The sequence below is a fragment of the Bacteroides sp. FSHCM14E1 genome (assembly GCF_019633785.1).
GTDB lineage: Bacteria > Bacteroidota > Bacteroidia > Bacteroidales > Bacteroidaceae > Bacteroides > Bacteroides hominis.
On record NZ_JADKYL010000008.1, the window covers coordinates 177,838 to 204,283 of the forward strand.

The following is a 26,446-nucleotide window of genomic DNA, read 5'->3' on the forward strand; positions in this document are numbered from 1 at the left end:
AATTGGGTTATTTTAAATTTTGTTTTTCTGCGTTCCGGACTTCGATAGCCTGTTTATCCAGTTCTTTCGACATTTGGAATATCCTTTTCTCAAGATCACGGATAGCCGGAGCCATTTTCGTTTGTTCGTCTTTGTTAGACCGTGCAAATCCCTCACGTTGGTTAGTTAGTTTGTTAGTTTGCTGACGGTAGTCTTTCTCCATCTGTTCGTATTTCAAATACAGTTGTTTGGCTTTAGGAGATTTGAAATCCGTCAAATGATGATAGGTAGAATGGTCGTCAATAACAAACTCAAAATCGAAGTTTTGTTGTATGTCAGGTTTGTGGTTAATAGCTGCTTCAAGGCGTTGGCGGGCATTATCCACTATTTTCTGATCTTTCCAGGTACTCTCCAAAGAATGGAGTTGAGCTAACCCGATTATTTCTTCCGGATTCATTGCTTCGTAATTATAAGTCCGTTTGGATTCATTGGGTACGAAAACGTATATACAAACCTTGTCCTCGGGTTGGTGACGGTCGGAAGCGAACCATCCCAGATTATTGTATTCATCGATGACATACATATAATCGTTGTAAGGAGAGTTGAAAGGCATTCCTACATTTTCCGGAACCAGATAGGTATCAGTATTAGTGTTATATCGGGTCACAAAAATATCGTATCCTCCCATAGAACCATCACCGTCGGAAGCATAATAGATAGTCACTCCATCCGACAATACGTATGGGTAATTGGCGTTTCCCGAGGCATTAATACTTCCCGGAAGTGGTTTCCCTTGACTCCATTCATCCAACATTTTGGTCTTGGACAGGATATTCAGGTTTTCTTCTCCTTGTTCGCTGTAATAAATGCGATTTCCGATTTCTGTTTCATAAACCGTTCCCGGATGATAACCTTTGGTTTTGAAATAATCATTGTAAGTGAAAAGTTTACCTGCCTCTTCACTTATTTTATAAGCTTTCAAGAAGTCGACCTTGTCTACTACAAAGCTATCGATGACACACACGTCTTCTACTCCTTTCAGCATGCGAAGATTTCCTTTTGCCTTTTCCAGCAGTTGTTCCGCTTCTTCTGTGGGTTTCTTCCGTTTTGATAGGTCAGCTATGTATGTTTCATAGCAGTCTACCGCATCCTGAAACCGGTATAGATCATTGTAAGTTTGCGCAAGGTACAGCTGCCCACTCGGAATTCGCTTTTTTACTGCAGTTTCCAGATACTTCAACGCTTCGGCTGCATCACCGGTTTTAAGACAACATACGCCATACCATAGATTATAATTACCGTTTGCCGGTTGCGATTTAACATATTTCTGGAAAACGGGTTTGGCTTCAGCATATTGTCCTTTACCGTACATGGCCCTTGCTTGTTCCAAGGTTTGTGCCGATACGCTTGTCAGGAGAAAGCATAATAGAAAGAATAGAATATTTTTTTTCTTCATAAATGGTCTCGGGTTATTATTCGGAAGTTCAAAAATACAAATTAATTGGAAATAAACCTTTTTTCTCTTCTTCTATTATGTTAATTCTTCTTTAAATCATTCTTTTCTCTTACTTTTGCAGCCGATTTTTAAAAGAGTTATGGCACAGATTACGGAAGAAGAGAAAACCATTCGGCGTATCGAAAAACGGTTTAATAAAGGGATAGTTCAATATGGACTGATAGAAGAGGGAGATAAAGTGCTTGTCGGTCTTTCGGGAGGGAAAGATTCTTTGGCATTGGTGGAATTATTAGGTAAGCGTTCACGTATTTTCAAACCTCGTTTTTCGGTGGTGGCAGTACATGTGGTTATGAAGAATATTCCCTATCAGAGTGATTTGGATTATCTTCGTGCACATGCTGAAAGTTATGGAGTTCCGTTGGTTGTTTATGAAACCTCATTTGATCCTTCTACTGATACCCGCAAATCTCCTTGCTTTCTTTGTTCGTGGAATCGGAGAAAAGCCTTGTTTACAGTTGCCAAAGAACAGGGGTGCAATAAGATTGCTCTCGGACATCACATGGACGATATTCTGGAAACACTATTGATGAATATTACATATCAAGGAGCATTCAGCACAATGCCTCCACGGTTAGTAATGAATAAGTTTGATATGACTATTATTCGTCCGATGTGTCTGGTGCACGAAGCAGACTTGCTGGAACTCGCGCAGATACGTGGATACAGGAAGCAAGTAAAAAACTGTCCATATGAATCGCAGTCGAGCCGTAGTGATATGAAAGGAATACTCCGCCAATTGGAAAAGATGAATCCGGAAGCCCGATATAGCCTTTGGGGAAGCATGACGAATGTACAGGAAGAGTTACTGCCTAAAGAAGTAGAATTTTAATTTCAAATATAAGTATGAAAGGTGTTTATGCAATTTCGTTATTGATTGTTTCCAATATTTTTATGACTTTTGCCTGGTATGGGCATCTGAAACTGCAGGAGACAAAAATGATCAGTAATTGGCCTCTGTATGGCGTGGTTTTGTTTTCATGGGTCATTGCGCTGGCAGAATATTCTTGTCAGGTTCCGGCCAATAGATTGGGGTTTAGTGGGAACGGGGGACCATTTTCATTAATGCAACTCAAAATAATACAAGAAGTGATCACTTTGATCATATTTACTGTCTTTTCTACTTTACTGTTTAAAGGAGAGTCATTACATTGGAATCATGTGGCTGCTTTTGTCTGTTTGATAGCGGCTGTATATTTCGTGTTTATGAAGTAGGCAGTTTGCGTCGGTATCTCCCGAAAGAATATCTCCGGAGAAAGGATATACATATTTCTCCGGGGATATTCTTTTTATTTATCAAGATATTGTTCCATGTTTTTTGTGAAATAGCTTTTCAACTCCCCTTTTTCATCACTGTAGATAAAATAAGCACCTATGTTTGGGTGTGATTTTGTAAATGCCTCCGCTTCATCCAATCCCATTACCATAAAGGCTGTAGCCAATGCGTCGGCAGTCATGCAATCCTCTGCAACTACGGTTGCCGAAAGAATGTTGTGTTGTACCGGATATCCGGTACGGGGATCGATGGTATGGGCATACTTTTTGCCATCTTTATAATAAAAGTTACGATAGTTTCCGGAAGTAGCAATGCCGACATCTGTCAACTTGAGCGTTGTTTGTATCTCTTGATTGAGGGATAACGAATCGTCTACCGGTTTGTTAATGCCGATTCTCCATGCTTCATCTTTGGGATTCAGTCCCTTTACGACCAGTTCTCCACCTATATCGATCATGTAGTTCTTAATACCTTTGCTATCCAGATACCGCGCTACCACATCTACTGAATAACCTTTGGCCACTGCACTGCAACTTAACATCACTCGGGGGTCTTCTTTTATTACTTTGCCATCTTCCAGTTTCACTTTTTGGTAGCCTGTGATTTGGAGCAGGCTGTCTATCATGGTTGAGTCAGGGAAGGCACCTTTCTTGAAACCGAATCCCCATGCGTTGGCCAACGGAGCTACTGTAATATCGAAAGCTCCTTGGGTTTCGGCTGAGATTTCCATGGATCTGTTGAAACAGGTTTGGAAGAAAGTATCCGTTACAATTTCTTCGTTACGGTTGACACGGGTAATAACAGACGTGTCATTGAAAGGGGAGAGGGAACCGTCGAACCTCTTTAATTCAGCGTCAATTTCTGTTTTCAGATTACCGTCATATTGGTAAGTAATATTATATACAGTACCGAATACAAGGCCGTTGATACTGTTGTAAGGTACCTGTTTATTGCGTTGAGCTAATATCCAGATCGTTCCCAGCAGAAGGATAGCCAGCCAAATAAAGCTTTTTCTTGTTTTCTTTTCCATAATGAATAAAAGTATGCAAGCGACAAACCTGTTTATGATTTTCCAGAGTCTTGTGGCTTGTGGTTGATAGCTAATTATTAAAGAATAAGTGTTCTATTAATATTTTGGTTCCGATAAGGATCAGTATAATCCCTCCCCATAATTCAGCACGGAGCTTTCGGGCAATACCACATCCAAAGCGGATGCCGAAGATGAGTCCTATAAGAGACATCAGAAAGGAGACAAATCCGATAATGCCCACCGGGTAAAGGATGGACGAGCAACTCTTAATACCCAGGAAAGCGAAAGACACTCCTATAGCCAATGCGTCAATGCTGGTTGCTATAGCCATTGTTATCACAACTTTCAAGCTTGCCGGATTAAATCTTTGGCAACAATCTTCTTCTTTAAAGGATTCTTTAATCATCCGTCCTCCCAGGAAAGCCAAGATGGCAAAGGCGATCCAATGATCAACCGATTCAATAAGATGACTGAATGTACTTGCTCCCAGCCACCCTAATAGAGGCATTATAGCTTGAAAAAGTCCAAAAAAGAATGCCATGACGAGCATAGGCCGCCATTGGATACGTTTTAAAATAATACCGCTTGCAATAGAGACAGCGAGACAGTCCATCGCTAAACCAATTGCAAGCAGCCAAATTTCTAATCCTGTCATGTCGTTAAAATGGTAGTTTATAAATCAGGGTATATGTGATACCTATGTTTGAAGAGTCATATTCACCGAAACCCGGTACATACCATGGATTTCCATGTTCGTTGACTGAAGCCGAGGTCTTGAACTTAAAGCGTAAGGTCCATCCCATATAGAATCTTTTATAGATTTGAACGTTTACTCCGGCTACTAACTCAAGCCATTGCATATTGGATTTTAGTCCATTGTAATGATAAGGTACACTTCCTCCCCAGATACCGTCTATTAACCCCGGATTGGCCATACTTCCGCCATAAATAGGGTCGGAAAAGGGTGTACTTGAGATGTCGTATTTGAAACTGCTGAATCCATAACGCAGTCCCACATACAAATATTCTTTAACGACATTATAATCTACTCCGATACGGAAGTAAGGGGCTGCACTTTTGTAATGGATACCATTATCGCTCCAAGTATCTGTCTGTCCGAAACCTATTTCTGCTGTGGGGATAAATTTCCTTTTTAAGTTCACCCGTACATTTACTTCGGAACTTAGAAAATCCCCTCCAAGTAGTTTACTGCCTAACCCAAATAAGTCTACACCTACATACGTACCATTATAAAATGGAATCGTATCCACTTTTATCTCCTCTTTAGCTTTCTCTTTAGTGGAGGGACGTGCATTCGGTCTTTGTTGTTGTGCATGGAGCGGAAGACTGAATGCAAGACACAGCAGACTAACGATTGTAGCGGTAGAATATTTTAAGATTTTCTGTTCCATTAATGTTAGCTGCATTTGATTTGATATATATGGAGTCTATGCTATGATATTTCTTTTTATTGGTATCTGTATAATCGATCGGATGAATACTGATAATGTTTTGTTTCATACTGTATCCACAATCCATAGATTGGAAGTAGGGAGTATTGGTTTGTCGGATAACCATTGTATCTCTTAACAGGGGGGTATAATGAAACACAAGAATGGTAGAGTCACTTGTGTAGCGTAGAGGAAGGGCGATATCATGAACCTTTTTTTGATTATTGATGATAATTGAGTCAGTTCCGAACGCTGTTACGGTCAGAGAGTCAAGAGTGTCGTTCAGTACGGCTTTTGTTTCCGGATTGATGGTATACATATTGGCATAAACCATCGGACGTCCGGTCATGGAGCAGTCGCTCTCTTCCGAGCAAGCAGAAAAGATAGCACCGGTCAGTGGGTAAGCTATCATCAGGAAGAGTATCAGTTTTATTAATTTTTTCATCGTACAGGTTTCATTTATCATTCATTATATTATTTTTTCTATCAGGTAATTGTTACGTTCCGGAGCGTTTCGTGAGATCAGTTCACCAAGGAAACCAGCCAGGAATAGCTGTGTTCCGATAATCATGGCAGTCAGTGACAGATAAAAATAAGGGGAGTCTGTTACCAGGCGGTAAGGCATGCCGTGATTCATATTGTATAACTTACTGGCTCCTACAATAACCACTGAGATGAATCCCAGTATGAACATCAGTGAACCTAACAATCCGAAAAAGTGCATCGGCTTAATGCCGAATTTGGAAAGGAACCAGAGAGAGATTAAGTCAAGATACCCGTTGAAGAAACGGTTCCACCCGCCAAATTTGGTCTTTCCGAATTTACGTGCTTGATGATGTACCACCTTTTCGCCGATCTTCTGAAATCCGGCATTTTTTGCCAGATAAGGGATATAGCGGTGCATTTCTCCATATACCTCGATGTTCTTCACTACAGCTTTACGATAAGCTTTCAGTCCACAATTAAAGTCGTGGAGGTTATGTATTCCCGAAACTTTGCGTGCAGTCGCATTAAATAATTTGGTAGGCAAAGTTTTCGATAGCGGATCGTATCTTTTTTGTTTATATCCTGAGACAAGGTCATACCCTTCTTCGGTAATCATGCGATATAGTTCCGGTATTTCGTCGGGACTATCTTGCAAATCAGCATCCATAGTGATTACTACATCGCCCTCGGCTCGTTCGAATCCGCAATATAGGGCAGGTGATTTCCCGTAATTTCGTCGGAATTTGATACCTTTTACTGTGCTCGACTGTTTTTGGAGTGATTCGATAATCTCCCATGAACGGTCGGTACTACCATCATTTACAAAGATAACTTCGTACGAAAAGCCATTGGCTTTCATCACTTTCTCAATCCAGGCATAAAGTTCCGGGATGGATTCTTCTTCATTGAACAACGGTACTACAACAGATATATCCATTTTTTATATGAATTAGATATTATAAATTATAGAGGTTGTACCTCCGGTGATTTGGGCTTTCGCATTACAAATAAGGCAGTGGGGACGGCTAATATGCTGCCATAGAACACATTTTGCGACATCAGTTGCATGGTAATGTCTATCGGTGTCAATGTACTGATCATTTCCATCACTTCTTTGAGTTGTCCGATATAACCTTCTACGCCTGGTACATCTTTATTAGTCAATTCGTCAAACATTCCCATATAGGTGTTTACAATAAAACCATGGTCGATGAACCGGAAATAAATATAATGAGCTACTGCCGTAAGGAGTGCCGCAAACATATACATAAAGACAATAAATACCCATGCTTGCAGAAAACGGATGGAACCGCCACATACTTTGTCGCGATAGGTACGTGCGTAATAATATCCCATAAACGGAACTCCTAAAGTCAGTCCGAAAAACAGGAATAAAAGAAATGGAATAGATAATCCCAGTGGGAATAGAATGAACTTAAGTATCCAGTATACTCCCATATAGGTGCCAAAATGCATGGCATATTTTTGTAAGTTACTTCTGCTCTCTGTCATTTTATTAATAAATAGCGCACAAAGGTACAAATAATATTGGTTGGTATGGAATTTATGCCTGTTAAAGTTAATAAAGCTATCCGGACAGAAAAAAAACATTTTTTTTTCGATTTTAAATCTCTGAAAAGTAGGTGCTTACTGATGAGCCTTACAAAAAAAAGCAAGCCCCCTATTGCAGGTTTAATAAAAATACCTACCTTTGCACCCGGGTAAGTCCTATACGGCCAGCTCCCTTCGAATCCTCCAGGGCTTGATCGCAGCAAAGGTAGTTGGTTGTAGCGGCGCGATATAGTAAGCTTACCCACTTGCCTCTTTAGCTCAGTTGGCCAGAGCACGTGATTTGTAATCTCGGGGTCGTTGGTTCGAATCCGACAAGAGGCTCAAAAAAAGAAAAGCATCTCGGTACTGAAAAACCATCTGTTTTTTCAGATCAGCCTTCTTGAAGAGCAAAAGTGAGAGTCGCCAAGTTAGAAATACTAACTTGGCGACTTTTCTATTTTTTTTAAAGCAAGCTCTTGAAACGCTTGATAGCCTCGTATGGACAGGCAAACACTTATCTTGATTAATTATGTAAAAAAGCAGCTTCCCTTAAATTAATTTGAAGATCCTCTTGATATTTGCTGCAAAGATGACCATAGCGCCTTGCGGTTGCATACAAGAGATCCCGTACGACAATGTCCTGTCGTATCCGAATACCTGCTTTAGTTCCGTGTTTTTCGCTTCTGTTTTATACCTTATACTTTAAGGTCTTCCATATCTTGAAAGATCAACTGCGAGCCCCCGTATGAGTAGCATCAACTATGATGGCTTTCGATTTCATAATGCCTTTCTCGATTGCTATGGACACAGTCTTGCCGATTAGTTAGAAGGATCAGCAGATCTTTGGACAAATCAAGAACCTGATCCTTACGAGGGTGCTTTTTCAGTGCCCTGAAGATTTTCGGGGGCAGCTTTTTATTTGGAGTATCATTTAAATTAGGGACAAGGACCGATCTTTGTTTTGAAAATAAAGTGTATCATGAAGCAGGAAAGTGGAGACGGTTTTAGTACATTATACCATATTCCATTTTACTTCTGTATGTTTGGTTTGGAACTATATTATTCTGTGTAAATCATCTTTTTAGTCATCCCTCCGTCAATCGTGATATTTTCACCGTTGATAAAGTCATTTCCTTCTTCACAAAGGAATCTACACATGCGGGCTATATCTTCCGGTTTACCGACTCTTCTTGAAGGGTGTTGTGCATGATCCTCCGGACGGAGACAATCGTAGTCATGGGTTTGTATCCAGCCCGGCGCAATAGAATTGACTGTGATATGAAATTGAGCAAGTGACAAGGCTAACGCATGTGTTAGTGAATAGATTCCCCCTTTAGAGGCTGCATACCCCTCGCTGCCGGATTCACTCATTAAATATCTGGTAGAGCAGATGTTGATGATTCTTCCGTACGGATTGGGTGTTGTTTGTGATTGACGGTGGACAGCCATGAAGTGTGAAGTAATAAATACCGGGCGTAGATTAATGGATAGAATCCTGTCGAAATCTTCTACGCTTGTTTCAGTGATAGGAGAGAAGTCGCTGATGCCTGCGTTATTGATTAAGACATCAATGTCATCCCATTCCTCAATGATGCGTTGCATGCAGTGTTCAAGCATATCCTTGTCACTTATGTCAACTTGATGGAAAATGGCTCCTGTTTCTTCTGCAGTACGCTTTCCTGCTATTTCGTCTTTGTCACAAAATGCCACCCGGTACCCACTTTTACAGAATATTTCTACAATAGCTTTACCAATTCCATTGGCTCCTCCCGTTACAAATACTCTTTTATGATTATGGGGCTCTGTTGTCGTTTGAGCCGCTTGTTCCGTTTTAGCAGAGTGAGTGATATTCGTTTTCTTTTTGCCATATTTGCGTGCTTTTTCCCAAGCCGCTTTTCTGGCTTCGTATTGCTCGTATTGTCTTTCGATATAATTGTCTGCCATAATATTTAGGTATTCAAATTGGGTATAGGGTAATGATTCTTAGGTTGTTTATTTGCACCGATGCTGCATATTGGACTAATTGATTACCAATAGTTTGAAACTTAAATGGTAGAAAAGTCCGTTTTGCCCTTCTTTTTCTTCGCTGAACGAATACAAAGATAGTGCGTTTTTCTGTTATAGGAAAGCAAGTGAAAAATACTTTTGAGAAACATTGTGTGAAATCATGTTTCCGGACATTGATTTACAGGTGTTGTTGTGGATGAATTGCAAAGTATAACTGGTAGTGTTTATGGTGTGGGTTCAACCCATCTCATGAATCTTACGCAGTGCAGGAAAAGACAATCTGATATATATATGTATGATATTATCCTATATGCTGCAGATTCGCATCAGCGAGAGAGAGACTTGTTTAAAAATGAGTTTTATCGTTTAGCTGATTGATATCGTCCTAAAACGAAAAATATATCAGAGAAAGCTTGCCAACAATATAATAAACTTGTTACCCAAGGCAGTATGCTATCGAAGCATTTATAAGATTCTTACATTATTGCTTTAAGGGAGATTGGGATAATCATGAGGTTGATAGTTAGGTTTTTAGGTTTATAGTGTTTTGCTTGTTCTGACTTTTCTTATGGCATTTCCAGATTGTGAACAGGTTGGCAAAGTAGCATCATGTTTTGCCAACCTGTATTCTTTGGAATTTATTCGACCGGAATGTAGATTTCGGTTAATAATTCTTCGGGAAGAGTACATGAAGGATCATTAAGGTATCTTTCAGCACTGGGTTCATCTCTCAGGGTACACTCCATTTCGGGTAAATATTTGCCGTAAATTGTATCATATACAGCTTGTAACTGATCGTATGGCCCCTGGTAGAGGAAGGTTGCATAACGTCCCGCAGGCAATTGTTTGAATCCGACATTTCCTTTTGGAGTTGCGCTTGTTGGTAACAACATACATACATCCGTCCGAAGTTTTCCGGCGGGAGTCACTTTAGGATCATCATGGTAGATGCAGAGAGGTGAAGGATCTCCCATCGGAAGCTTTTCTTCTTTCACAAACTGAATCAGACGTATCCAGGTGCCTGCATAGTCATTGAGTTTATAGTCACCGAAGAGGCGAATATAAATTGCATTTCGTTGGGGAAGTTCCCTGATTTCCTTTTTCAATTCCAGATCCGGTTTGATAATGGCTGGTTTCATAATTACAAAGTTTTTATTATTACGATATTCTGTTGGTGAGATACCATACATCTGTTTGAATATTTTGGAGAAAGAGGATGGAGAAGCATATCCGATCCGATAGGCAATATCAGCTATCGGAGCGGATGAGTAGCGTAATAGGCGGGCTGCGGCCTCGGTGCGTGTCCGGACGATAAAAGTACCGACGGGCTCGCCTAAAAAAGCTTTCATGATGCGGTGAAAATAAAAAGGAGAGAAATGGGAAATCCTGGCCAGTGATCTCAGGTCAATTTCTTCACCTAAGTGGAGATTGATATAATCTACCACTGCGTTCACACACTTCTGATACTCTTCTTGCGTTGTCTTTTTTCCTTCCATGATTCAATTGGTATTTCAATGCTGCAAAGATAGGGTGAAAAGAGAGAAAGGACTTGTCCGATGTTGCGGAATACAAATAAAAATGCGATTGGTCTTATTCGGGAACAGGGCTTGCCGGATTCATTTAGGGAGCGCGGCTGCCGGTTACTTTCTATTCGGGTATTCATAGGCTTGGAGCAGAATTGGTTTTAAGAGATATAAAAAGAATCGGGAATAAATCCGATAGGATACGTCAACGGGATGTTTTAAGTTTAAAAGTTTGATATAAAAGATTGGATATGTATACTCGGATTTACATCCTAAAAAAACAGGACAAATGGCCTTGGATTCACTTGCCCGGAAGTTAACCCCCAACCCCCGGACGTACCTTACTAAAGTTTCTTTTGTTTCTTGGATAAATTGTTGTCTCCCCGTCGAACTCTTCATCTTAGCGGCTAAGATGTGCATCTTGGCAGGCAAGATATACATCTTGGCGGCTAAGATATATATCTTGCCAGCCAAGATACAGTTTAATTGCTTCTTTTAACAAGTTTTCTTCCAATACTTCAGAATTCGGGGCAAAATGATATCCTATTTAATAATTTACGATTCAGCCTCCTCCTGCCTTTTTTGAAGTTTTTGGGCCTTTCTGAAAAATAAACAAATAAGTCCGTCTTACAAAAAATGATTTGATATGGGAATATCCGAAGTATTCATAAGATGGATTAGTACACAGCTGCCTTGCCTCCAGATGTTACTCTTTGATCATTGTCAGCAACATCTTAAACCTTTCAATAGCTGTCAGTGCATGCGGCGCGTTGGCCGGAAACACGATACTTTCTCCGGCTTTCACCGTAAACTCCTGACCGTTTACTATCATATTCGCACTTCCTTCCAATATTTGTACCAAAGCATCGAACGGGGCACGATGCTCACTAAGTCCCTCTCCTTTGTCGAACGAGAATAGAGTGATATTCCCGGCAGGACTCTTGATCAACTGTTTACTGATAATTCCTCCTTCGGAATATTCCACTAATGAAGGCAGGTGGAGTACGGCTCCCTTTTTAAAAGACTGTTCCATATTCAATATTGTTTTTTGAGTAGATACGAAGATAGAACGTTTGAAGAAAAAGATTGTTTATCTGTTTCTTTTTTCTACCTTTGCCGCATATTCATTATTAAGTCATTGATCTTCCGAATGAAACTCTGCATATAGCTACGCTCAACGAATAGCTCCCGATTTATAAAGCTATTCAGCTATCGGACAGATGCTCCGGCGTCTTTCCCCGAGTTTTTTATATCCGTTTATTTACCCGTTACGTGCATATAGGTACAACCGGACTCGTATGTCTGTTTGATACCTGAATGTGCCGTTTTCATTCAATTAAGCAATGAATTATACTTATCGACAAATAGGACTTATCAATTATCCTGTGATGCTGAGCATCCTGATGGAACAGTTAATCAATATAACCGATGCTATTTTTTTAGGACATGTCGGTGAAGTGGAATTGGGAGCTTCCGCTCTTGCCAGCATCTATTATCTCGCTGTTTACATGTTGGGATTCGGTTTCAGTCTGGGTCTGCAAGTGATGATCGCCCGCCGTAACGGTGAGAGGCGTTATGCCGGAACAGGCAGGACCTTCTTTCAAGGGTTGTTTTTCTTAAGTGCGCTGGCTGTCCTTCTGAGCTTCTCTTCTTATTTCTTTTCACCATTTATCCTGAAGTGTTTCATTCACTCGCCTGAGATCTATCGTGCCGTGACCGATTACCTGGATTGGAGATGTTTCGGCCTGCTGTTCTCTTTCCCGTTTCTGGCCTTCCGTTCTTTTTATGTTGGCATCACCCGGACCAATGCTTTGTCGTGGGCGGCGATGACGGCTATTTCAGTCAACATCCTCTGCAACTATCTGTTTATTTTTGTTTGGGGTAAGGGAATAGCAGGTGCGGCCTTAGCCTCTTCTCTGTCTGAGGCTGCTTCCCTCCTGATCGTTGCCGTTTATGCTTGGGTGGAAGTGGACAGGAGAGAGTTCGGACTTAAACCCCTATATGACAAACGGTTGTTGGCCGAACTGCTGCGTCTCTCCCTATGGAGCATGTTACACGCTTTTATCAGCGTTGCTCCGTGGTTTCTGTTTTTTGTAGCAATTGAACGGTTGGGGGAGGCGCAATTTGCTGTTTCCAATATTATAAGGAGCGTTTCTACCGTCTTCTTTGTTATTGTCAATTCGTTTGCCGCTACTACGGGGGCACTGGTCAGTAACCTGATCGGAGCGGGGGAGAGGCGATTGTTGTTTCCGCTCTGCCGGAAAATTGTGAAGTTAGGTTATGCAATTGGTTTTCCTCTGATAGTATTGGCTGCGTGTTTTCATCGGCAGATTGCCGGGCTTTATACGGATAGTACCCGACTGATAGAAATGTCAGCCGTCCCTTTTATAGTGATGCTGTTTAATTATGTGTTTGCCTTGCCGGGATATGTGTATATCAATGCGGTGACGGGTACGGGAAAAACCCGTACCGCCTTTCTGTTTCAGTTGACAACGATTGCTGTCTATCTGGCCTATTTATATCTGCTGAGCCGATATGCCGGGGTCCCTTTGGCTGTCTATCTGATGGCGGAATATCTTTTCGTGATTTTGTTGGCTATCCAGTCCGTCCTTTATTTGCGGGCGTCATCGTAACATTTCCTTTTTCAGGTAGAAGCATAAATGATCGTATACATGGCCGTCATAAGTCGTTTCCGCTTCGTGGAGGATACCTTCGTATACAAATCCGTGCCGTTCCAGCAAATGTCGGGAGCGGGTATTATGCGGATAGCAGTTTGCCGAGATCAAATGCAGCCCCAGTACGTTAAATCCATAATCCAATACGGCGTGTGCTGCTTCCGAAGCTATTCCTTTTCCCCAATGGCACTCCTTCAGCCAGTATCCTAACATGCGTGTCTGGGGATTCTCCCGTTTGGGATCGGGAATAATGCCGATAGAACCCACCAGAGAATTATTCTCTTTCAGAATCATAGCAAAGACTCCTTCATTCCCCATAAATACCGTATGCAGGATTTCTTTGGAGTCTTCGATACTTTTGTGAGGTTCCCAACCGGCGTTATTTCCCAGATTCGGGTTCTGGCAGCATTCAAAGAGTTCCTGTAAGTCCGTTTCCCGGAAAGGTCGGAGAAGGAGGCGTTCGGTTTTTAAAGTGATGGTGTCCATAAGATTATAATTCATATTTGGAGTACAGTGAAATTGGATTCTTCTGCAAAGATGGTATTTTTATTTCTAACCTTGCACGGTCTATCTCTTTTTTATTATCCGATTTACCATATCTTTGGCGGAAAATCCGGAAAAACAATGGATTCAATTTCGGAAGTGTAAGCCCTCGTTTATAGTTGACAAAAAAACAAGTATCCCGGCTTTCCTCCGAAGAGTCCATCCATGAGGTGAAGAAGCGAATTTTAGGACAAACCATCTGAAAATCAATATCTTTAAAAAGTAAGATTTCTATCCTCAAAAGCTTTGTTTTAACACAGAGTTAAAGCTTGTTCTTTGGATGTGAATAACAAGTTCTTTAAATGCAAAAGACTTATTATTTGCACATAAGAACCTGACAACCTGCAAAAGGCGTTAACAATGTTAATTGAAGAAAGGTATAAGGATGAAGATATCGGTTCAGACGGTGCAAATTCACTTCTGAAACTTGAGTTATCTTATTCAGCCGGTGTCTATTTTTTTTAAGCAAGCAAAAAGGACAATTATCAACTTGAAAATAAAGAAATAAAGAATTTACCACCAAATTTGAAGAAGAACCTCTAAACTAAACAATACATGATTTAGATAATGTAGAGAGAATTTATGATTCTAATAATGAATGTATCATGTGTGTGTCAAAGGAAACTGCTTCTGAAAAAAACGTCATTATAAGCTCTTTATATTAAATATTATTATCTATATTTGCGTTCATAAATCAGATGGACCCTTTCATAATGGAGCTATGTGTAGTACTTGAAAAACAAACAAAACAGTAGCTCTGATAATTGGCTGCTTGTCTTTAAAAGCATATCGAGTGCACCTTATTGAAAAAAGATGTATGCTGACTGTAAATGTACTTGCGATATACCCATATATATATAATAAATGCAAAACTTAAGCCCCAACCAACTAATATGCCCTTATTATTCTCCGGATTATAAGGTTATACCTCAGTACATCGAAATGAAAGCCGGGGAATCTCTGGAACTATGCAGTAAAACAAGTAATTATTTTGTTTTCTTATTTACGGGAGGTATTATCATTGATTTTAATCACTATATCAACCGTCCTATATCTGAAAATGAAATGTTCTTCTTACCCAAGAATAATAAATTTAAATGGAAAGCAATTACTAAAACAACCCTGATGCTTACAGGGTACAATGCATCGGTTTTTCCATGTTCGAATGTGAAAAATAAAATACTTTTCAAGAGGAAAAGTACAGTGAAATTCCTATGCCGGGGTATTCCTATGAAAGAGGAAATGAAAAGTCTGGTTTATCAAATTAAAAACTATGTAGATATTGGAATAAACTGTCACCATCTATACCTTCTCAAATGCAAAGAAATGCAACTGTTGTTCAAGCATTTTTATACTCAGGAAGAAATAGCACAGATATTTTATATGTCATTGGGTAACAGTCCGCTTTTTGTCGAAATAATTTTAGGTAATTACTCAAAAGTGAAAACCTCAAAAGAATTAGCTCACTTGTTGGGATACAGTATGAGACAATTTGAGAAGCTTTTTAAAGAAAACTTTGATGAAACCCCTTATAAATGGATGCAAGAACGTAAAGTCAAGCAAATCCTTCAGAAACTAAAGGATCCCGATATTCCATTAAAGCAAATCATGTACGAATTTAAGTTTAACACCTCCTCACACTTTAATTTCTATTGCAAGAAGCATTTAGGGGGGACTCCGATGCAGGTAAGAAACGGACATAAAGACAATCTTATATCTAAATAGATTACCCGTTGTTGATTCGCAGTATTTCTGCGCTGATTGGTAGTTTATATGTGGATCTATAGGGTTATATTTGCAACAATTTAAGAAGTGATCTTAAACGATTGGGAAGATTGTTGCAAATTAGCAACTCTGCAATGATGGTTTTGCTCGATCCATGAGCAAAAACCGGTGTGATAGGATCCAATTTCAGGCCATTACCTTTTGAACAGCGCTTGTCCTAACAGAGTTTCCGAAAGCGCTTGTTCAGAACATTTGTGACATATTTTTTTTCTCGGTGTTAAAGCATAAAAAAAGGACGATGCTTGTACTGTGCGTATTTGTCGAAATCACCTTTCTTTGTTGCCGAAAAATTAATTATGTTATACTCAAATTAAAATTTATGGCAACAGTAAAATTAAAGCTAAACAAATCGAGAGCATTGAAAGACAGAAGTTACCCTGTGGTATTCCAACTTCTTCACCAGAGGAAAAAAGAGATTGTATATACTAAATACCGTATGAAGGAAAATGAATTTATACCAGTTTTAGAAAAGGTCAGTTCCAACAATTACGCCGATTGCAAGATCAGCCGGGAACTACATAAGATGACCAGATCGTTCTATCTGCAGATAAAGCGGCTTGAAGCGGCTGGAGATGAATATACCGTGAATGACATAGCTTCCGCTGTTGCTCACAAATCTGCGAGGAAATACATCTTATTAGATTTTATTGACTCACAGATAGCCTGGAAAAAGTCAATGAAAAAAGATGGTATTGCGGCAGCCTATCGCAGCACACGTTCCTCTCTGGCAAAATTTATCGGCTCAAAGCAGGTGAAAATGTCCCAGATCAACCAACGGTTCGTAACCTGCTACAAGGATTTCTTGTCTTGCAATGGAGTCAGTGAGAATACGGAGGCATATTATATGCGTAACTTCCGGACTTTATATAACCTGGCTGTAAAAGACGGCTTCGTGCCCAAATGTACTTATCCGTTCAAAGACGTTTGCACCAAACCGTGCAAAACCGTAAAACGGGCTTTGGATAAGGAGCAGATGTTGCGGTTAACGCAATTCGAACTTGAATCGAATCCGGAACTGATGCAATCCCGGGCTCTCTTTTTATTCGGCTTCTATGCCCAAGGAATGGCTTTTGTAGACATTATTTTTTTAAGATGGAAAAATATTTGTGGAAATTCAATAAACTATAGGAGGCATAAGTCAAAACAGACTATTCAGATAACAATTACTCCCCAGATTCAGGCTATTCTGGATGAATACGGGATTAATAAAGAGAATGTGGATAACTATGTATTCCCTATAATCAAACCTGTGATTAACCCTCAAACGGATAAAAACGAATATGAACAATACCGCGTAGCTTTGGGGCGGACAAACAGGCACCTGAAAACCATATCCGAAAAATTGGGGATTGCTCCGTCACTGACAACATATACGGCTCGTCATACTTGGGCAACATTGGCGAGGGAATATGGCGCACCCGTTGCTACAATCAGCACCGGTTTAGGCCACACGAAAGAAGAAATGACCTTGGTATATCTTAAAGAACTCGATCGGACTAATCTGGAGAGAATCAATGGTTTGATCAACAGTTTATTATAATGCAGAGTCATCTTATTTTAAAAAGGTGTGTTTTATAACACTCTATTCTATAATAGAGATGCAATTAGCAAAATCATAGGATATATATGCTTCACACTGCAAAGATAGGCCATCTGCAATTTACATTTATTGCCAAAAAGAATGTTTTTTTTTACATTTTGTATTTGCGGATATAATTTATGCAAAAACTACTGATCCATAGCCTGATACTTCATAATCAGCTCTTTTGGCGTACAATCGAAATGTTGTTTGCAATAATGTGTAAAATGAGCCTGGGAATCAAAATTGAACTCCTCCATTAACTCTCCAATCGTAGTTTCCGATTCCATCACCTTATTTAAAATACGCTGATTACGTTGTTTCAGCAACCATTGTTTGACCGTTGTTCCAAATACCTGCTTAAACTTACTGTAAAAGTTACATTTTCCCATGTTTGAAAGTGAAATAAGTTCATTCACATTATTTACTTTGGCACAGTTCTCGATGATAAAATCTTTGAATGACAACTCTGCTGCCAGAATCGGATAAAACAAAAGAGCTAATTCTTCTTTGGTATAAAAGCCTCGCAGTAAAAAAAACAATTCCTGCTGCAACAAACTATGGAAATGTCCGCAGCCCATCTTCTGCTTCAGGCAATGCGTTACAAGCTCCAGAAAAGGAGGTAGCGGATAACGTATATCGACCGGTTCAAAATTATAATTGAGTTTGCTGCAAAGTCCTGTTAACGATTGCAACGCAAACTTATCACAGAGATTCAAAGGGATTCCGAACGACAATGAAAGCAAGCGGGTACCTGCCGTTACCTCTATTTTTATTGTGGCCATTTTAGGTAACAAAATGATTGATCCCATTTGGAATTTTCGGTCTTTGTACTGATTATAGTTAATGACACATTCTCCCTCAAGCAAGAATACGATATAGTTCCATAAAATCTCCTTTTCCAGTATGACTTCATCCTTTTTAAACTCAATATATTTGAATCCATTTACCAACTCTTCATGGTAATTTCTACATGACAGATGCTCCTGTATATAGAGCAGTTCGTTCAGCGATGTTTTCTTATTCATAAGTTGTTCTTTTTGTTTCTTTTTCTCGTTTTGTTTCAGCAATGTTTCAACATGATGCCGGAAATCAATTCATATAGTATTGAAACACTGCTGATTCTCTTGTTGAGAAGAAATGATTCTATAATTATTTAATATTCCTTAGGAACTGGAAATTTCTAATGAATTGTTAATCATGATTTTAGAATTGTTTTTATCGCTAATAAGTCTCTATTATAGAATAGAGCTTTAAACCAAACGAAAAAAATATTTTAAATTAATTAAACATCAACGAATGAAAGTAAAAAGTTTATTATTGTCCATGTGCGCGATAGCGGCATTGGCAAGTTGTTCGCAGAACGACGACGAGATTCCCGGTGGAGAAAGCAATGCTCCGGAAGCGAAAGTCATCATTAAATTAACCGGAACCGGTGAACGGGCAAGCAGCAGAGCGTCGGGGATACCTAATGATCTGGACGCCCAAAATGGTACGGTAAATAATCTTACAGTGTTTATCTTTAACAAGGATGGAGTCGTTATTACGAAGAAATATATCGGTACTCCGGCATCTGTGAACGCCAATAGTGTGTCAACCACGACGGACGCTACAGAAGTGGCTGTGATAGCCAATACAGGAGACCTGACGGGTGCAGGCCAACTGTTTGCCACTGTTTCAACTAAGACTGCCCTGAAGGATGTGCTAACGGATATACTGAAGACTCCTGATACTCCAGCCGGCGGGATAACCCAAAAGGATGCTAATCTCTATATGTCGGGGATAGGCAATTTGGATCCGTTTGTGAAAAAAGACGAGACAATGCAAGCTTCTGTAACAATACAGTTACACTTCTTAGCAGCCAGAATACAGCTCACGAAAATTACATTTAATGGTGGATCGGTTAAGGACAACAAATATGTCCAGAATAATGATTTCGCCACGACTGATGATGCGAACTTTACCATCACCCGCGTTTACCTGATGAGCGTACAGAGAATGACACAGTTCCTTCCTACTACCGATGCCGGTGCTGACTATATCGCACAAAACCAGAAAAAGTATACCGGCGGTGTAGCTTGGACCGCTCCATGGGCAGCCCCGGCACCCACCGACTTCAAACAATACGATGAGTACAACATAGAGGCCGCTGCTGACAAATTTGTCGAAGGAACCGCTGCCGCAAAGAATTCAATTTCGGATATCGGACATTGGTATACCTTCACAAACGACGGCGTTTCGGATATCGCCAATCATCCGACAGTACTCGTAGTTGAAGTGAAATGGAGAAAGACAATGGCAACAACAAAACCTAAGGCTGATGCAGTTAACGACACCAAGTATTTTGCCACTTACTTCGGAGGTGGAGACAAGGATGAACTTAAAGCGGGTCAAACATATAGCGTAGTCCTGAATTTGAAGGGTAACTTTAAACCTGAAAACCAAGGCGGTAGCGGTGGTGGTGGTACTACCGACCCGACTAAACCGACCGTTAACAGTTCCGTAAATGTTACCGTTACTGCAGCAAAGTGGGCAAATCCTATAAATATCGAAAAAAGCTGGCTCTAATTCCCGGCTTGCGATTGCGATCGACAGTTCCCTTTTAAAGGGCATGCTTGCTGATTAATAAATAGCTGCCGCGGCAGTGTCCGCGGCGGCTATTTCAAACTACCAAGAACTAAAATAAGAAAGAATCTCCATTATGACAGGTGCCTATAAATTCCGGTTCATCCCGGAGATCGTATATTATCTGTTCACACTGCTGCTGTTGTCGGGATGCATAGCCGAGAATACCGATGATTGTTTCAAGGGTATCCCGCTGAAGGTGAATCTGCCCGCAGATATACCCGCAGAAACCATACAAGATATGAACCTCTATGTATTCAATGACAAAGACTTGCTGCTCGACATACTCCCCGTGAACGGTATGGAACCTGTTATCCTTAATTATCCGGGCATCCCCACCTTTCATTGCGTAGCCATGGGCAACACGCAGGACGGTACGATGCTCGTCAGCCCCCTGAAAAAGGGCGATCCATGCTCCGACGGTTTCATATCACTGAAACCCTCCGTATCTACAAGGGCGGAACAGGGCATATTTACCTCTCCCTCCGACTTGTTCTACGGAGAGCTTGAAATAGAAAACAATACAACGTCCAACGGTGGCGGAGAACATACCATAGAAGTCTCCCGCATGACGGCGTCCATGAATATAACCCTGCAAGGCTTGCAAGATCTCACCGGCACGAACGACGGTAATTACTCGCTCGTTGTCCGCGAAACAAGCAGCCGCATGGATTTTAACGGCAATTACGGAGGCCCTCCCGCTTCCTATTCCCCGGCAATGACCCTTGCCGCGAACAAAGACTTTGAGGTTTCCATGTTCCGGCTTTTCCCTACGGCAGAAGGCAATGGGCTGACAATAGACATCTACCACAACCGGTCTTTGCTTAAAAGCATAACGGCGGATGGCAGCGGCAAACCGATTGTCCCCATAGTAGGCAAAACCACTAACCTTTTGTTGAATTTCAAAGCTTCGGTGGATGTGGGGGGTGAAATTACAGGTTGGGGGGAGACCGTTGTCTGGAAAGAATACAATTGATTCTTTTATCCCTGGAGAGATATAAAGAAAAAGATTAAGAATATAAATATGAAGATAAAAACTGACTATATAGCAAGACCGGACAGATTGGTTATACTCTTATGGATAATCATGCTGACGGGAGCTTGCCGGAACGATGACAGCTACAGCGTGCAGCAGGACGATCCCGTTCTTGTCAGGCTGTCCGTATCCACTTCCGATGCGGGTACGCCTTCGGCAGGCAATGAGACCGGGGAGATTCAGTCTGTTTACATTCTTCAGTTCAATGCCGACGGTGATACTTACGGAACCCTGCGTTACGTGGCGGAAGGAACAAAGACTGGCGATGGAACCTATAGTGCCACCCTGTTGCAGAGTGTAAGCTCCTCTGATAACTATAAACTTGTTATCCTCGCCAATATTTCCGGCTCCGGCTTTCTTTACGGTCTGTATGGCAAGAGCTACGAAGAGGTGCAACAAGCCTGCGCGAGTGAAGCAACGGCCGATCCTCTCGATTTCAGTACTACCCCGTTTCCCATGTTCGGGGTGATTGAGGGAGGCAAATCCGTACAGGTAAGTCAAGGTTCTGTTTATTCCGGCAATACAAAGTTGGTTCGTGCCGTGGCACGTGTGGATATCGGTGTCGGCACGCCTAAAAAAGATACGAGTGGTATTATTACCTCATGGATTAAAAACAAAAATGCACCTTTCACCCTCACCCAAATACAGGTATGGAAAGCAGGTCAGAGATACGCATATATGCCGCTAGCGGCTAATTACCATTGGAAGACTGACGGTGTATCAGATACAGATATAGTGATAGACAAGCCTTCGGATGTCACCGGAGGAGGAACTACCACCAAGACTTACACTGGTAACGCATACATAACAAACAGTATTTACTGTTTAGGGAAAATCTATCTGCCCGAAGCCGATTTGCTATGGGGGAATGTGTATGACAACAACCATACCAACCGTTTGGCAATTATCGTAGGAGGTAGATATAACGGCTCGCCGACGGAAACGTTCTACCGCATAGACTTTACTTACGATGAGGGAAACCATGACAAAATGAATATCCTGCGCAACCACATATACCAGTTTACCATCAAGAGTGTAAAAGCCGCAGGCTATGCCACCGCCGAACTTGCGTACAAAAGTAAGCCGAAGAATTTAATCTTTGATGCCACTCTTGAACCATGGGTTGCGGGTCAAACGGCCTCCATACCTTCCGTCTTGGGATATTACCTGACATATCAGGGATTTAATGGAGAGAATGTGGACTGGACTTACGTTATGGGTTCCTCACTACAAATTCCCAAGAAAAAAAATTATTGGGGTACTAATAGAAATCTTCCATTCGATTACAATAATTTTTATAAGGAAGGACAAAACATTTACATTACGGATATTGATGGAGGACAAAACGGAAGGTTATATGCTACGGTGGAAGATGCTTTTAACTATGAAGGTGCTTTTCCCGAGCTAATGGTTTCCGGTAACGATATTGTGGATGAATCGGGTGCTGAGACTCATCCATGGAGAACAGTGGAAGGAATAACGAAGACGTTAACGGCCTTTGACTTATGCCGCAATCTGGAAGAAAACGGATTCGAGGACTGGAGACTTCCGCGACTCTCGGAGCTGGCGCTTATCTATGCGAATCATGCAAATTTAGAAGAATTACGAGGGTTCACACCGCTATCCGGGACTTATTGGTGCGGGAGTGAATATCTGGTAGCAAATGCTGATAACCAGCAAAAGCTGAATTCCGAATGGGCATGGGCTGTCGATTTTACCGGAAGCCCCGGATATGCGTCGTGGCATCAGAAAACAGAGAAATTGAAAATCCGTTGTGTAAGGCAAACAAATAACAAGTAATTGAAACGATATACAGATGAATATGGATACAAATAAGAAATATATCCTGCCTCGGACAATCATCCTGGCAGCCTGCTCTTTACTATTGGCAGGAGGCTGCGACAACAATGTCTACGACGGGATGGAAAGGGATACACCGGAAATGGAAGTCCCTTTGAACTTCAATGCGTCCATAGAAAAGACAGAAGTTGTCCAATCAAGGAGTATTACATCCACGACCGATTTTACCGGAAATTCCTATTCTTTTGGTATGTCCATCACTAAAAGTGAGAACGGGAATGAGATTTTCGGAGGATCATCAGATATGACTGCCAAAATGGAACGCTCCAGTTCTTCCGCACCGTGGAATTGGACTTTCATTAATAACTCTGACGGCTCAGGCGTCACTCCTACAGGACCGGAAGGTAAGGCACTAAAAGTGATTGCCTACTATCCGTGTATTCCAGCCAACACCCAAAGTGCCTATACGAATGGAATCCCTTTCGACTTCTCCTCAAAGACCGACCTTAAACAGACGGATCTACTCTACAATACCAGTACCACCTATCCGTTCGATCATCCATCCGGAGAAGCGGTGGCAACTATTCCTTTAAACTTCCGGCATGCCTATACGTGGATCGTTCTTAATATCAGGAAATACATGAACAATAATGAAGTGTTCAATTTAAGTAGTGTTACTTTGGATAACCTTGGGGGCGGTTGGATTAAAAACAAGGGAGCTATTGACCCGGCAACAGGGTTGGCAAAGGATGGAGCTACCGCCGGTCCGATAGGAGTAACATTAACCCCGGCAGTGGAATTGTCCACTACGGACGTTACCTACGAGTTTCTGGTTCCCTCGTTCATGGATGCCAAAGTCGGTGACGGCGATATAGTCCTCGTATTGAAGGTCAATGGTATTAATGAAACATTTACGCTGGATAAGAGCTACCTTAACAAGAGTGAGGATGGTAAGTTATTTGGTTTCAGACAGGGATATAAGAACACATACAACCTGGTCTACAATAACTCTGCTTTGAGCATGAATGTTCAGAACTGGACATCTGAGGTAATTAATGGTGATTTTGGAAGTGAGATAGCGGATCCCCCTATCTCTGACTATATGTGGGTAAGATTAGAGAAGACGCTCCAACAAGTAAATTGGCCTCAAGGTACCTGGCCGAGTGAAGAGTTTTCGACTGACTATCCCCCAATGCCTGAATATTATACTCTTGGTGGGCATCCCTACAAGAGCTATTTTACCACTGTAGCCTATGGTGGTAACGGAGACTATGTACCTGTTAATACACCGGATCCCGCAAGTCTGCCCACAGATGGTATGAAAGTAAGTGACGATATAAACTTATATGCGGCAGGGAAAGAAAAGGTTTGTGAGGAAATTCATGTAACCAAGAATGATGTCTCCATATTATCTGTTCCGTGGGAAGATGCAAATGGTAAGTTGGTTGCTAAAGAACTTTGCAGACAATATACCGGGGGTGGTTTTCATGACTGGAGACTTCCGAGAGCCTCCGAGCTACGGGCGTTATTTCTAATAGTAGCAGCTAATGGGAATACATATAACGATTTGAATTTTTCAAGTATAGAAAATGATAAAAAAATGTACTGGGCAGGAACTGAAGTCAACAAAAACGAAGCATGGAGTGCTATGTGTTTTGGTTATTTTAACACTCATATTATAGATAAGGGTCTGGTGTTATCTCCTCAGGACAAGAAAAAAAAGGCTTTCGTGCGCTGTGTCCGTGATTTTAAGTAATGAATATGATAACAATATACAAATGAACGATATTATCATGATAAAAAAAATAATGGCTTCGATATGTATCGTCTGCTTAGCCTTGGGAGGATGTACGGAGGACCGTTTGCTGCCCGACTCCGGTACGTCTTCAACCGTGGAGCCGGTTGCCGTGAAACTCACCCTGGGCATAGACGATTATAATACTTCGTCTGACGCGGAAACACGTGCGGAAGAAATGCCGCCCGTCCTCAGGATGTCCTCGCCGGATATGGACGTAGAACTTGTGGCGACACCTGTTGCCACAAGGGCAGGTGGTACACCTACTACAGATATTACAGAAGATAACGCCGTCTATTCGTACATGGGTTTCCAGTTTAACGGGACAAAACCGGATGGAACATTGGTAGAAAAGAAATATTTTGCATCTCCGGATGGTTCCATCAAGACAGATGAGGTGGTGATTGCCTCTACACCGGATAAACAAAAAAACAGGATTGTGGTTTTAGCCAACGTCAATATGAGTACGTTTGAGAATATAAAGCCGAGTGTATCTACCTATGCTGATTTACATAACCTCTGCATGACATTGACGGCCGATGATGGCATTTTTCCTAAAAACAAGCTCATACTGACAGACGCAAACGGAAATCCATTACTGGAAAACGGAAAGAATGTGGAGAGGACAGGTATCGTTATGTGCGGTCAGGCTGATGCCGAAATCTTTGCGGGCAAACAGCTATACATCTCTTTGAAGCGTACCGTGGCAAGAGTGACATTCAATATAACAACAACCTATCCACATTTTATAGAGGTACCACATACGTGGAATGTGACCTTGATGAATATTCCCACGCAGAACTACTATAATGTACTTGGAAGAAAAGCTATTTTCCCTTCAGAGGATTTGAAAGAACAAACCGACCTTTTTTGGCATAAATCACTTGCTACAACAACTGCCGCAAATCCTGTGATTCAAACGGCTCCTTTGTATATTCCGATCAATCTCCAGCAGACGGTATTGACCTCTACAGTGAATACCCGTCGCGATAACGCGCCGACAGGCGGCACTTACCTTCAGATTATCGGGTTGGAGAATAAGGAGGTCGCTGGTGGCGAGAATTTGAATATTGTAACAGATTTTTCTATCTATCAGTTGTTTCTGGGAAAGAACTTCACTTCCGATTACAGTGTGTACGCCAATTACGACCTGACTTATAACATTGTCTTGAAAGGAAACAGTAGGGATGATACCAATGTCATCCGGTTGATACCGGGCTATTTCTCGGGAGAACTTACGGGATACGATGCCGTTGGTACTGCTTTGCCGACAGTAGATGATGCGAATGCCGTTAAATGGAAATACCCGAACAGTATAGAGTCTTATTTTTCGGATGGATACTATCCGGGTAGCCTACCGGAAAGGAAAACGCTGAAATGGTATGAAGGTTCATCATTCTCAAATTGCGGAGCCACTTCATTGACGAATGGATGTGCGAATACTTTAGCGTTGCAAGGAGCCCCAAGTACTTGGGCAAATTATGAGGCTGCTTACACCTGTTATCGGGGAACGAACGGATACAATGTGGGAGATCAACCTGGAGCCGATAAGGGGTGGTGGTATCTCCCTTCTGTCAGCGAATTGATCGGGACCTGGATTTCTTCTTCGAGTACGCAAAAACAGATGGCGGGCAGCTATTGGTCGTCTACCGCCGATCCGGGTGCCGATAAAGCCTTTGTGGTTACGAATGAAGGGAAAGTGTTCTCCGATGCCGTTGGCAACACACATGCTGTCAGAGCTTCGCAGGATCCTGATAAAGCCAATCATGCGGGAGGAGGTAATAAATAAACG

The 26,446-nt window shown here is 41.4% G+C and carries 22 protein-coding genes, 1 tRNA gene and 1 pseudogene; 11 read left to right on the forward strand and 13 right to left on the reverse strand.

The genetic code is table 11. The annotated features are described in order from the left end of the window. Positions 1-7 precede the first annotated feature (7 nt). Positions 8-1,435, reverse strand: a complete 1,428-nt coding sequence (locus ISX59_RS13780) for a tetratricopeptide repeat protein (RefSeq protein ID WP_165016685.1) — start codon at positions 1,433-1,435, stop codon at positions 8-10. 139 nt (positions 1,436-1,574) lie between these two features. Here ISX59_RS13780 and ISX59_RS13785 point away from each other — a divergent pair, with 139 nt between their 5' ends. Next, the gene (locus tag ISX59_RS13785) at positions 1,575-2,324 is read left to right on the forward strand and encodes an ATP-binding protein (RefSeq protein ID WP_005782625.1); all 750 of its coding nucleotides are present in this window, start codon (positions 1,575-1,577) and stop codon (positions 2,322-2,324) included. Between the two features lie 14 nt (positions 2,325-2,338). Further along, positions 2,339-2,707 (forward strand): DMT family protein, encoded by a 369-nt coding sequence (locus ISX59_RS13790; RefSeq protein ID WP_005782624.1) that lies wholly within the window; start codon positions 2,339-2,341, stop codon positions 2,705-2,707. Between the two features lie 74 nt (positions 2,708-2,781). Here the strand turns inward: ISX59_RS13790 and ISX59_RS13795 are convergent, their stop codons facing one another. From ISX59_RS13795 to ISX59_RS13820, 6 genes are all read right to left on the reverse strand, one after another. Further along, positions 2,782-3,798 carry an FAD:protein FMN transferase gene (locus tag ISX59_RS13795; RefSeq protein ID WP_022011357.1) on the reverse strand — a complete coding sequence of 339 codons (1,017 nt, stop codon included), beginning with the start codon at positions 3,796-3,798 and terminating at the stop codon, positions 2,782-2,784. 70 nt (positions 3,799-3,868) lie between these two features. Beyond that, entirely contained in the window at positions 3,869-4,453 is a 585-nt protein-coding gene (locus tag ISX59_RS13800) for a manganese efflux pump MntP family protein (RefSeq protein ID WP_005782622.1), read from the reverse strand. A gap of 4 nt (positions 4,454-4,457) precedes the next feature. Beyond that, positions 4,458-5,210 (reverse strand): DUF6048 family protein, encoded by a 753-nt coding sequence (locus ISX59_RS13805; RefSeq protein ID WP_005782620.1) that lies wholly within the window; start codon positions 5,208-5,210, stop codon positions 4,458-4,460. Then, complete coding sequence (locus ISX59_RS13810) at positions 5,167-5,694, reverse strand: DUF6452 family protein (RefSeq protein ID WP_005807901.1); 528 nt, start codon at positions 5,692-5,694, stop codon at positions 5,167-5,169. The genes ISX59_RS13805 and ISX59_RS13810 overlap by 44 nt, the downstream gene beginning before the upstream one ends. Before the next feature lie 24 nt (positions 5,695-5,718). Then, the gene (locus tag ISX59_RS13815; protein WP_005782616.1) at positions 5,719-6,672 is read right to left on the reverse strand and encodes a glycosyltransferase family 2 protein; all 954 of its coding nucleotides are present in this window, start codon (positions 6,670-6,672) and stop codon (positions 5,719-5,721) included. 26 nt (positions 6,673-6,698) lie between these two features. Then, positions 6,699-7,247 carry a DUF4199 domain-containing protein gene (locus ISX59_RS13820; RefSeq protein ID WP_032530334.1) on the reverse strand — a complete coding sequence of 183 codons (549 nt, stop codon included), beginning with the start codon at positions 7,245-7,247 and terminating at the stop codon, positions 6,699-6,701. 307 nt (positions 7,248-7,554) lie between these two features. Here ISX59_RS13820 and ISX59_RS13825 point away from each other — a divergent pair. Then, a tRNA-Thr gene (locus tag ISX59_RS13825) sits at positions 7,555-7,628 on the forward strand. 207 nt (positions 7,629-7,835) lie between these two features. On the opposite strand, the pseudogene ISX59_RS13830 reads toward ISX59_RS13825, so the two are convergent. The 4 genes and pseudogenes from ISX59_RS13830 to ISX59_RS13845 all read right to left on the reverse strand — a co-directional run. Then, positions 7,836-7,982: pseudogene (locus tag ISX59_RS13830) on the reverse strand (IS5/IS1182 family transposase); the annotation flags it as partial. Positions 7,983-8,345: 363 nt separating this feature from the next. Further along, a complete protein-coding gene (locus tag ISX59_RS13835; RefSeq protein ID WP_220575989.1) occupies positions 8,346-9,230 on the reverse strand; it encodes an SDR family NAD(P)-dependent oxidoreductase in 885 nt (294 codons plus the stop codon). 701 nt (positions 9,231-9,931) lie between these two features. After that, positions 9,932-10,789: a GyrI-like domain-containing protein gene (locus ISX59_RS13840; RefSeq protein WP_032536800.1), complete on the reverse strand. Its 858-nt coding sequence runs from the start codon at positions 10,787-10,789 to the stop codon at positions 9,932-9,934. A 733-nt stretch (positions 10,790-11,522) separates the two neighbouring features. Continuing rightward, positions 11,523-11,849 (reverse strand): cupin domain-containing protein, encoded by a 327-nt coding sequence (locus ISX59_RS13845; protein ID WP_005807889.1) that lies wholly within the window; start codon positions 11,847-11,849, stop codon positions 11,523-11,525. A 310-nt stretch (positions 11,850-12,159) separates the two neighbouring features. On the opposite strand from ISX59_RS13845, the gene ISX59_RS13850 reads away from it, so the two are divergent. Beyond that, positions 12,160-13,449, forward strand: coding sequence for an MATE family efflux transporter (locus tag ISX59_RS13850; RefSeq protein WP_005807887.1), 1,290 nt, complete (start codon positions 12,160-12,162; stop codon positions 13,447-13,449). On the opposite strand, the gene ISX59_RS13855 is transcribed toward ISX59_RS13850, so the two are convergent. Next, the gene (locus ISX59_RS13855) at positions 13,441-13,977 is read right to left on the reverse strand and encodes a GNAT family N-acetyltransferase (protein WP_005807885.1); all 537 of its coding nucleotides are present in this window, start codon (positions 13,975-13,977) and stop codon (positions 13,441-13,443) included. The genes ISX59_RS13850 and ISX59_RS13855 overlap by 9 nt on opposite strands. Positions 13,978-15,264: 1,287 nt before the next feature. Between ISX59_RS13855 and ISX59_RS21265 the strand changes: the two genes are divergently transcribed. Together ISX59_RS21265 and ISX59_RS13865 are read left to right on the forward strand one after the other, a co-directional pair. Further along, the gene (locus ISX59_RS21265) at positions 15,265-15,759 is read left to right on the forward strand and encodes an AraC family transcriptional regulator (RefSeq protein WP_234191022.1); all 495 of its coding nucleotides are present in this window, start codon (positions 15,265-15,267) and stop codon (positions 15,757-15,759) included. 379 nt (positions 15,760-16,138) lie between these two features. Then, positions 16,139-17,359, forward strand: a complete 1,221-nt coding sequence (locus ISX59_RS13865; protein ID WP_044300734.1) for a site-specific integrase — start codon at positions 16,139-16,141, stop codon at positions 17,357-17,359. Positions 17,360-17,547: 188 nt separating this feature from the next. Here ISX59_RS13865 and ISX59_RS13870 read toward each other — a convergent pair whose 3' ends face one another. Then, a complete protein-coding gene (locus ISX59_RS13870) occupies positions 17,548-18,426 on the reverse strand; it encodes an AraC family transcriptional regulator (RefSeq protein ID WP_044300765.1) in 879 nt (292 codons plus the stop codon). Positions 18,427-18,697: 271 nt separating this feature from the next. Between ISX59_RS13870 and ISX59_RS13875 the strand changes: the two genes are divergently transcribed. The 5 genes from ISX59_RS13875 (at position 18,698) to ISX59_RS13895 (ending at position 26,443) form a co-directional block, all read left to right on the forward strand. Next, the gene (locus ISX59_RS13875; RefSeq protein WP_220575990.1) at positions 18,698-19,966 is read left to right on the forward strand and encodes a fimbrial protein; all 1,269 of its coding nucleotides are present in this window, start codon (positions 18,698-18,700) and stop codon (positions 19,964-19,966) included. A gap of 133 nt (positions 19,967-20,099) precedes the next feature. Then, complete coding sequence (locus ISX59_RS13880; protein WP_220575991.1) at positions 20,100-20,999, forward strand: FimB/Mfa2 family fimbrial subunit; 900 nt, start codon at positions 20,100-20,102, stop codon at positions 20,997-20,999. Positions 21,000-21,047: 48 nt separating this feature from the next. Then, the gene (locus tag ISX59_RS13885) at positions 21,048-22,859 is read left to right on the forward strand and encodes a DUF1566 domain-containing protein (protein WP_220575992.1); all 1,812 of its coding nucleotides are present in this window, start codon (positions 21,048-21,050) and stop codon (positions 22,857-22,859) included. Between the two features lie 22 nt (positions 22,860-22,881). After that, a complete protein-coding gene (locus tag ISX59_RS13890) occupies positions 22,882-24,615 on the forward strand; it encodes a fimbrillin family protein (RefSeq protein ID WP_220575993.1) in 1,734 nt (577 codons plus the stop codon). Between the two features lie 37 nt (positions 24,616-24,652). Continuing rightward, entirely contained in the window at positions 24,653-26,443 is a 1,791-nt protein-coding gene (locus tag ISX59_RS13895) for a fimbrial protein (RefSeq protein WP_255580218.1), read from the forward strand. Positions 26,444-26,446: the final 3 nt, after the last annotated feature.

What these genes read in the sequence shown, in the direction of transcription:
- ISX59_RS13780 (WP_165016685.1), bottom strand. Translation starts at nt 1,435, where the DNA reads ATGAAGAAAAAAAATATTCTATTCTTTCTATTATGCTTTCTCCTGACA.
- ISX59_RS13785 (WP_005782625.1), top strand. Translation starts at nt 1,575, where the DNA reads ATGGCACAGATTACGGAAGAAGAGAAAACCATTCGGCGTATCGAAAAA.
- ISX59_RS13790 (WP_005782624.1), top strand. Translation starts at nt 2,339, where the DNA reads ATGAAAGGTGTTTATGCAATTTCGTTATTGATTGTTTCCAATATTTTT.
- ISX59_RS13795 (WP_022011357.1), bottom strand. Translation starts at nt 3,798, where the DNA reads ATGGAAAAGAAAACAAGAAAAAGCTTTATTTGGCTGGCTATCCTTCTG.
- ISX59_RS13800 (WP_005782622.1), bottom strand. Translation starts at nt 4,453, where the DNA reads ATGACAGGATTAGAAATTTGGCTGCTTGCAATTGGTTTAGCGATGGAC.
- ISX59_RS13805 (WP_005782620.1), bottom strand. Translation starts at nt 5,210, where the DNA reads ATGGAACAGAAAATCTTAAAATATTCTACCGCTACAATCGTTAGTCTG.
- ISX59_RS13810 (WP_005807901.1), bottom strand. Translation starts at nt 5,694, where the DNA reads ATGAAAAAATTAATAAAACTGATACTCTTCCTGATGATAGCTTACCCA.
- ISX59_RS13815 (WP_005782616.1), bottom strand. Translation starts at nt 6,672, where the DNA reads ATGGATATATCTGTTGTAGTACCGTTGTTCAATGAAGAAGAATCCATC.
- ISX59_RS13820 (WP_032530334.1), bottom strand. Translation starts at nt 7,247, where the DNA reads ATGACAGAGAGCAGAAGTAACTTACAAAAATATGCCATGCATTTTGGC.
- ISX59_RS13835 (WP_220575989.1), bottom strand. Translation starts at nt 9,230, where the DNA reads ATGGCAGACAATTATATCGAAAGACAATACGAGCAATACGAAGCCAGA.
- ISX59_RS13840 (WP_032536800.1), bottom strand. Translation starts at nt 10,789, where the DNA reads ATGGAAGGAAAAAAGACAACGCAAGAAGAGTATCAGAAGTGTGTGAAC.
- ISX59_RS13845 (WP_005807889.1), bottom strand. Translation starts at nt 11,849, where the DNA reads ATGGAACAGTCTTTTAAAAAGGGAGCCGTACTCCACCTGCCTTCATTA.
- ISX59_RS13850 (WP_005807887.1), top strand. Translation starts at nt 12,160, where the DNA reads ATGAATTATACTTATCGACAAATAGGACTTATCAATTATCCTGTGATG.
- ISX59_RS13855 (WP_005807885.1), bottom strand. Translation starts at nt 13,977, where the DNA reads ATGGACACCATCACTTTAAAAACCGAACGCCTCCTTCTCCGACCTTTC.
- ISX59_RS21265 (WP_234191022.1), top strand. Translation starts at nt 15,265, where the DNA reads ATGAAAGAGGAAATGAAAAGTCTGGTTTATCAAATTAAAAACTATGTA.
- ISX59_RS13865 (WP_044300734.1), top strand. Translation starts at nt 16,139, where the DNA reads ATGGCAACAGTAAAATTAAAGCTAAACAAATCGAGAGCATTGAAAGAC.
- ISX59_RS13870 (WP_044300765.1), bottom strand. Translation starts at nt 18,426, where the DNA reads ATGAATAAGAAAACATCGCTGAACGAACTGCTCTATATACAGGAGCAT.
- ISX59_RS13875 (WP_220575990.1), top strand. Translation starts at nt 18,698, where the DNA reads ATGAAAGTAAAAAGTTTATTATTGTCCATGTGCGCGATAGCGGCATTG.
- ISX59_RS13880 (WP_220575991.1), top strand. Translation starts at nt 20,100, where the DNA reads ATGACAGGTGCCTATAAATTCCGGTTCATCCCGGAGATCGTATATTAT.
- ISX59_RS13885 (WP_220575992.1), top strand. Translation starts at nt 21,048, where the DNA reads ATGAAGATAAAAACTGACTATATAGCAAGACCGGACAGATTGGTTATA.
- ISX59_RS13890 (WP_220575993.1), top strand. Translation starts at nt 22,882, where the DNA reads ATGGATACAAATAAGAAATATATCCTGCCTCGGACAATCATCCTGGCA.
- ISX59_RS13895 (WP_255580218.1), top strand. Translation starts at nt 24,653, where the DNA reads ATGATAAAAAAAATAATGGCTTCGATATGTATCGTCTGCTTAGCCTTG.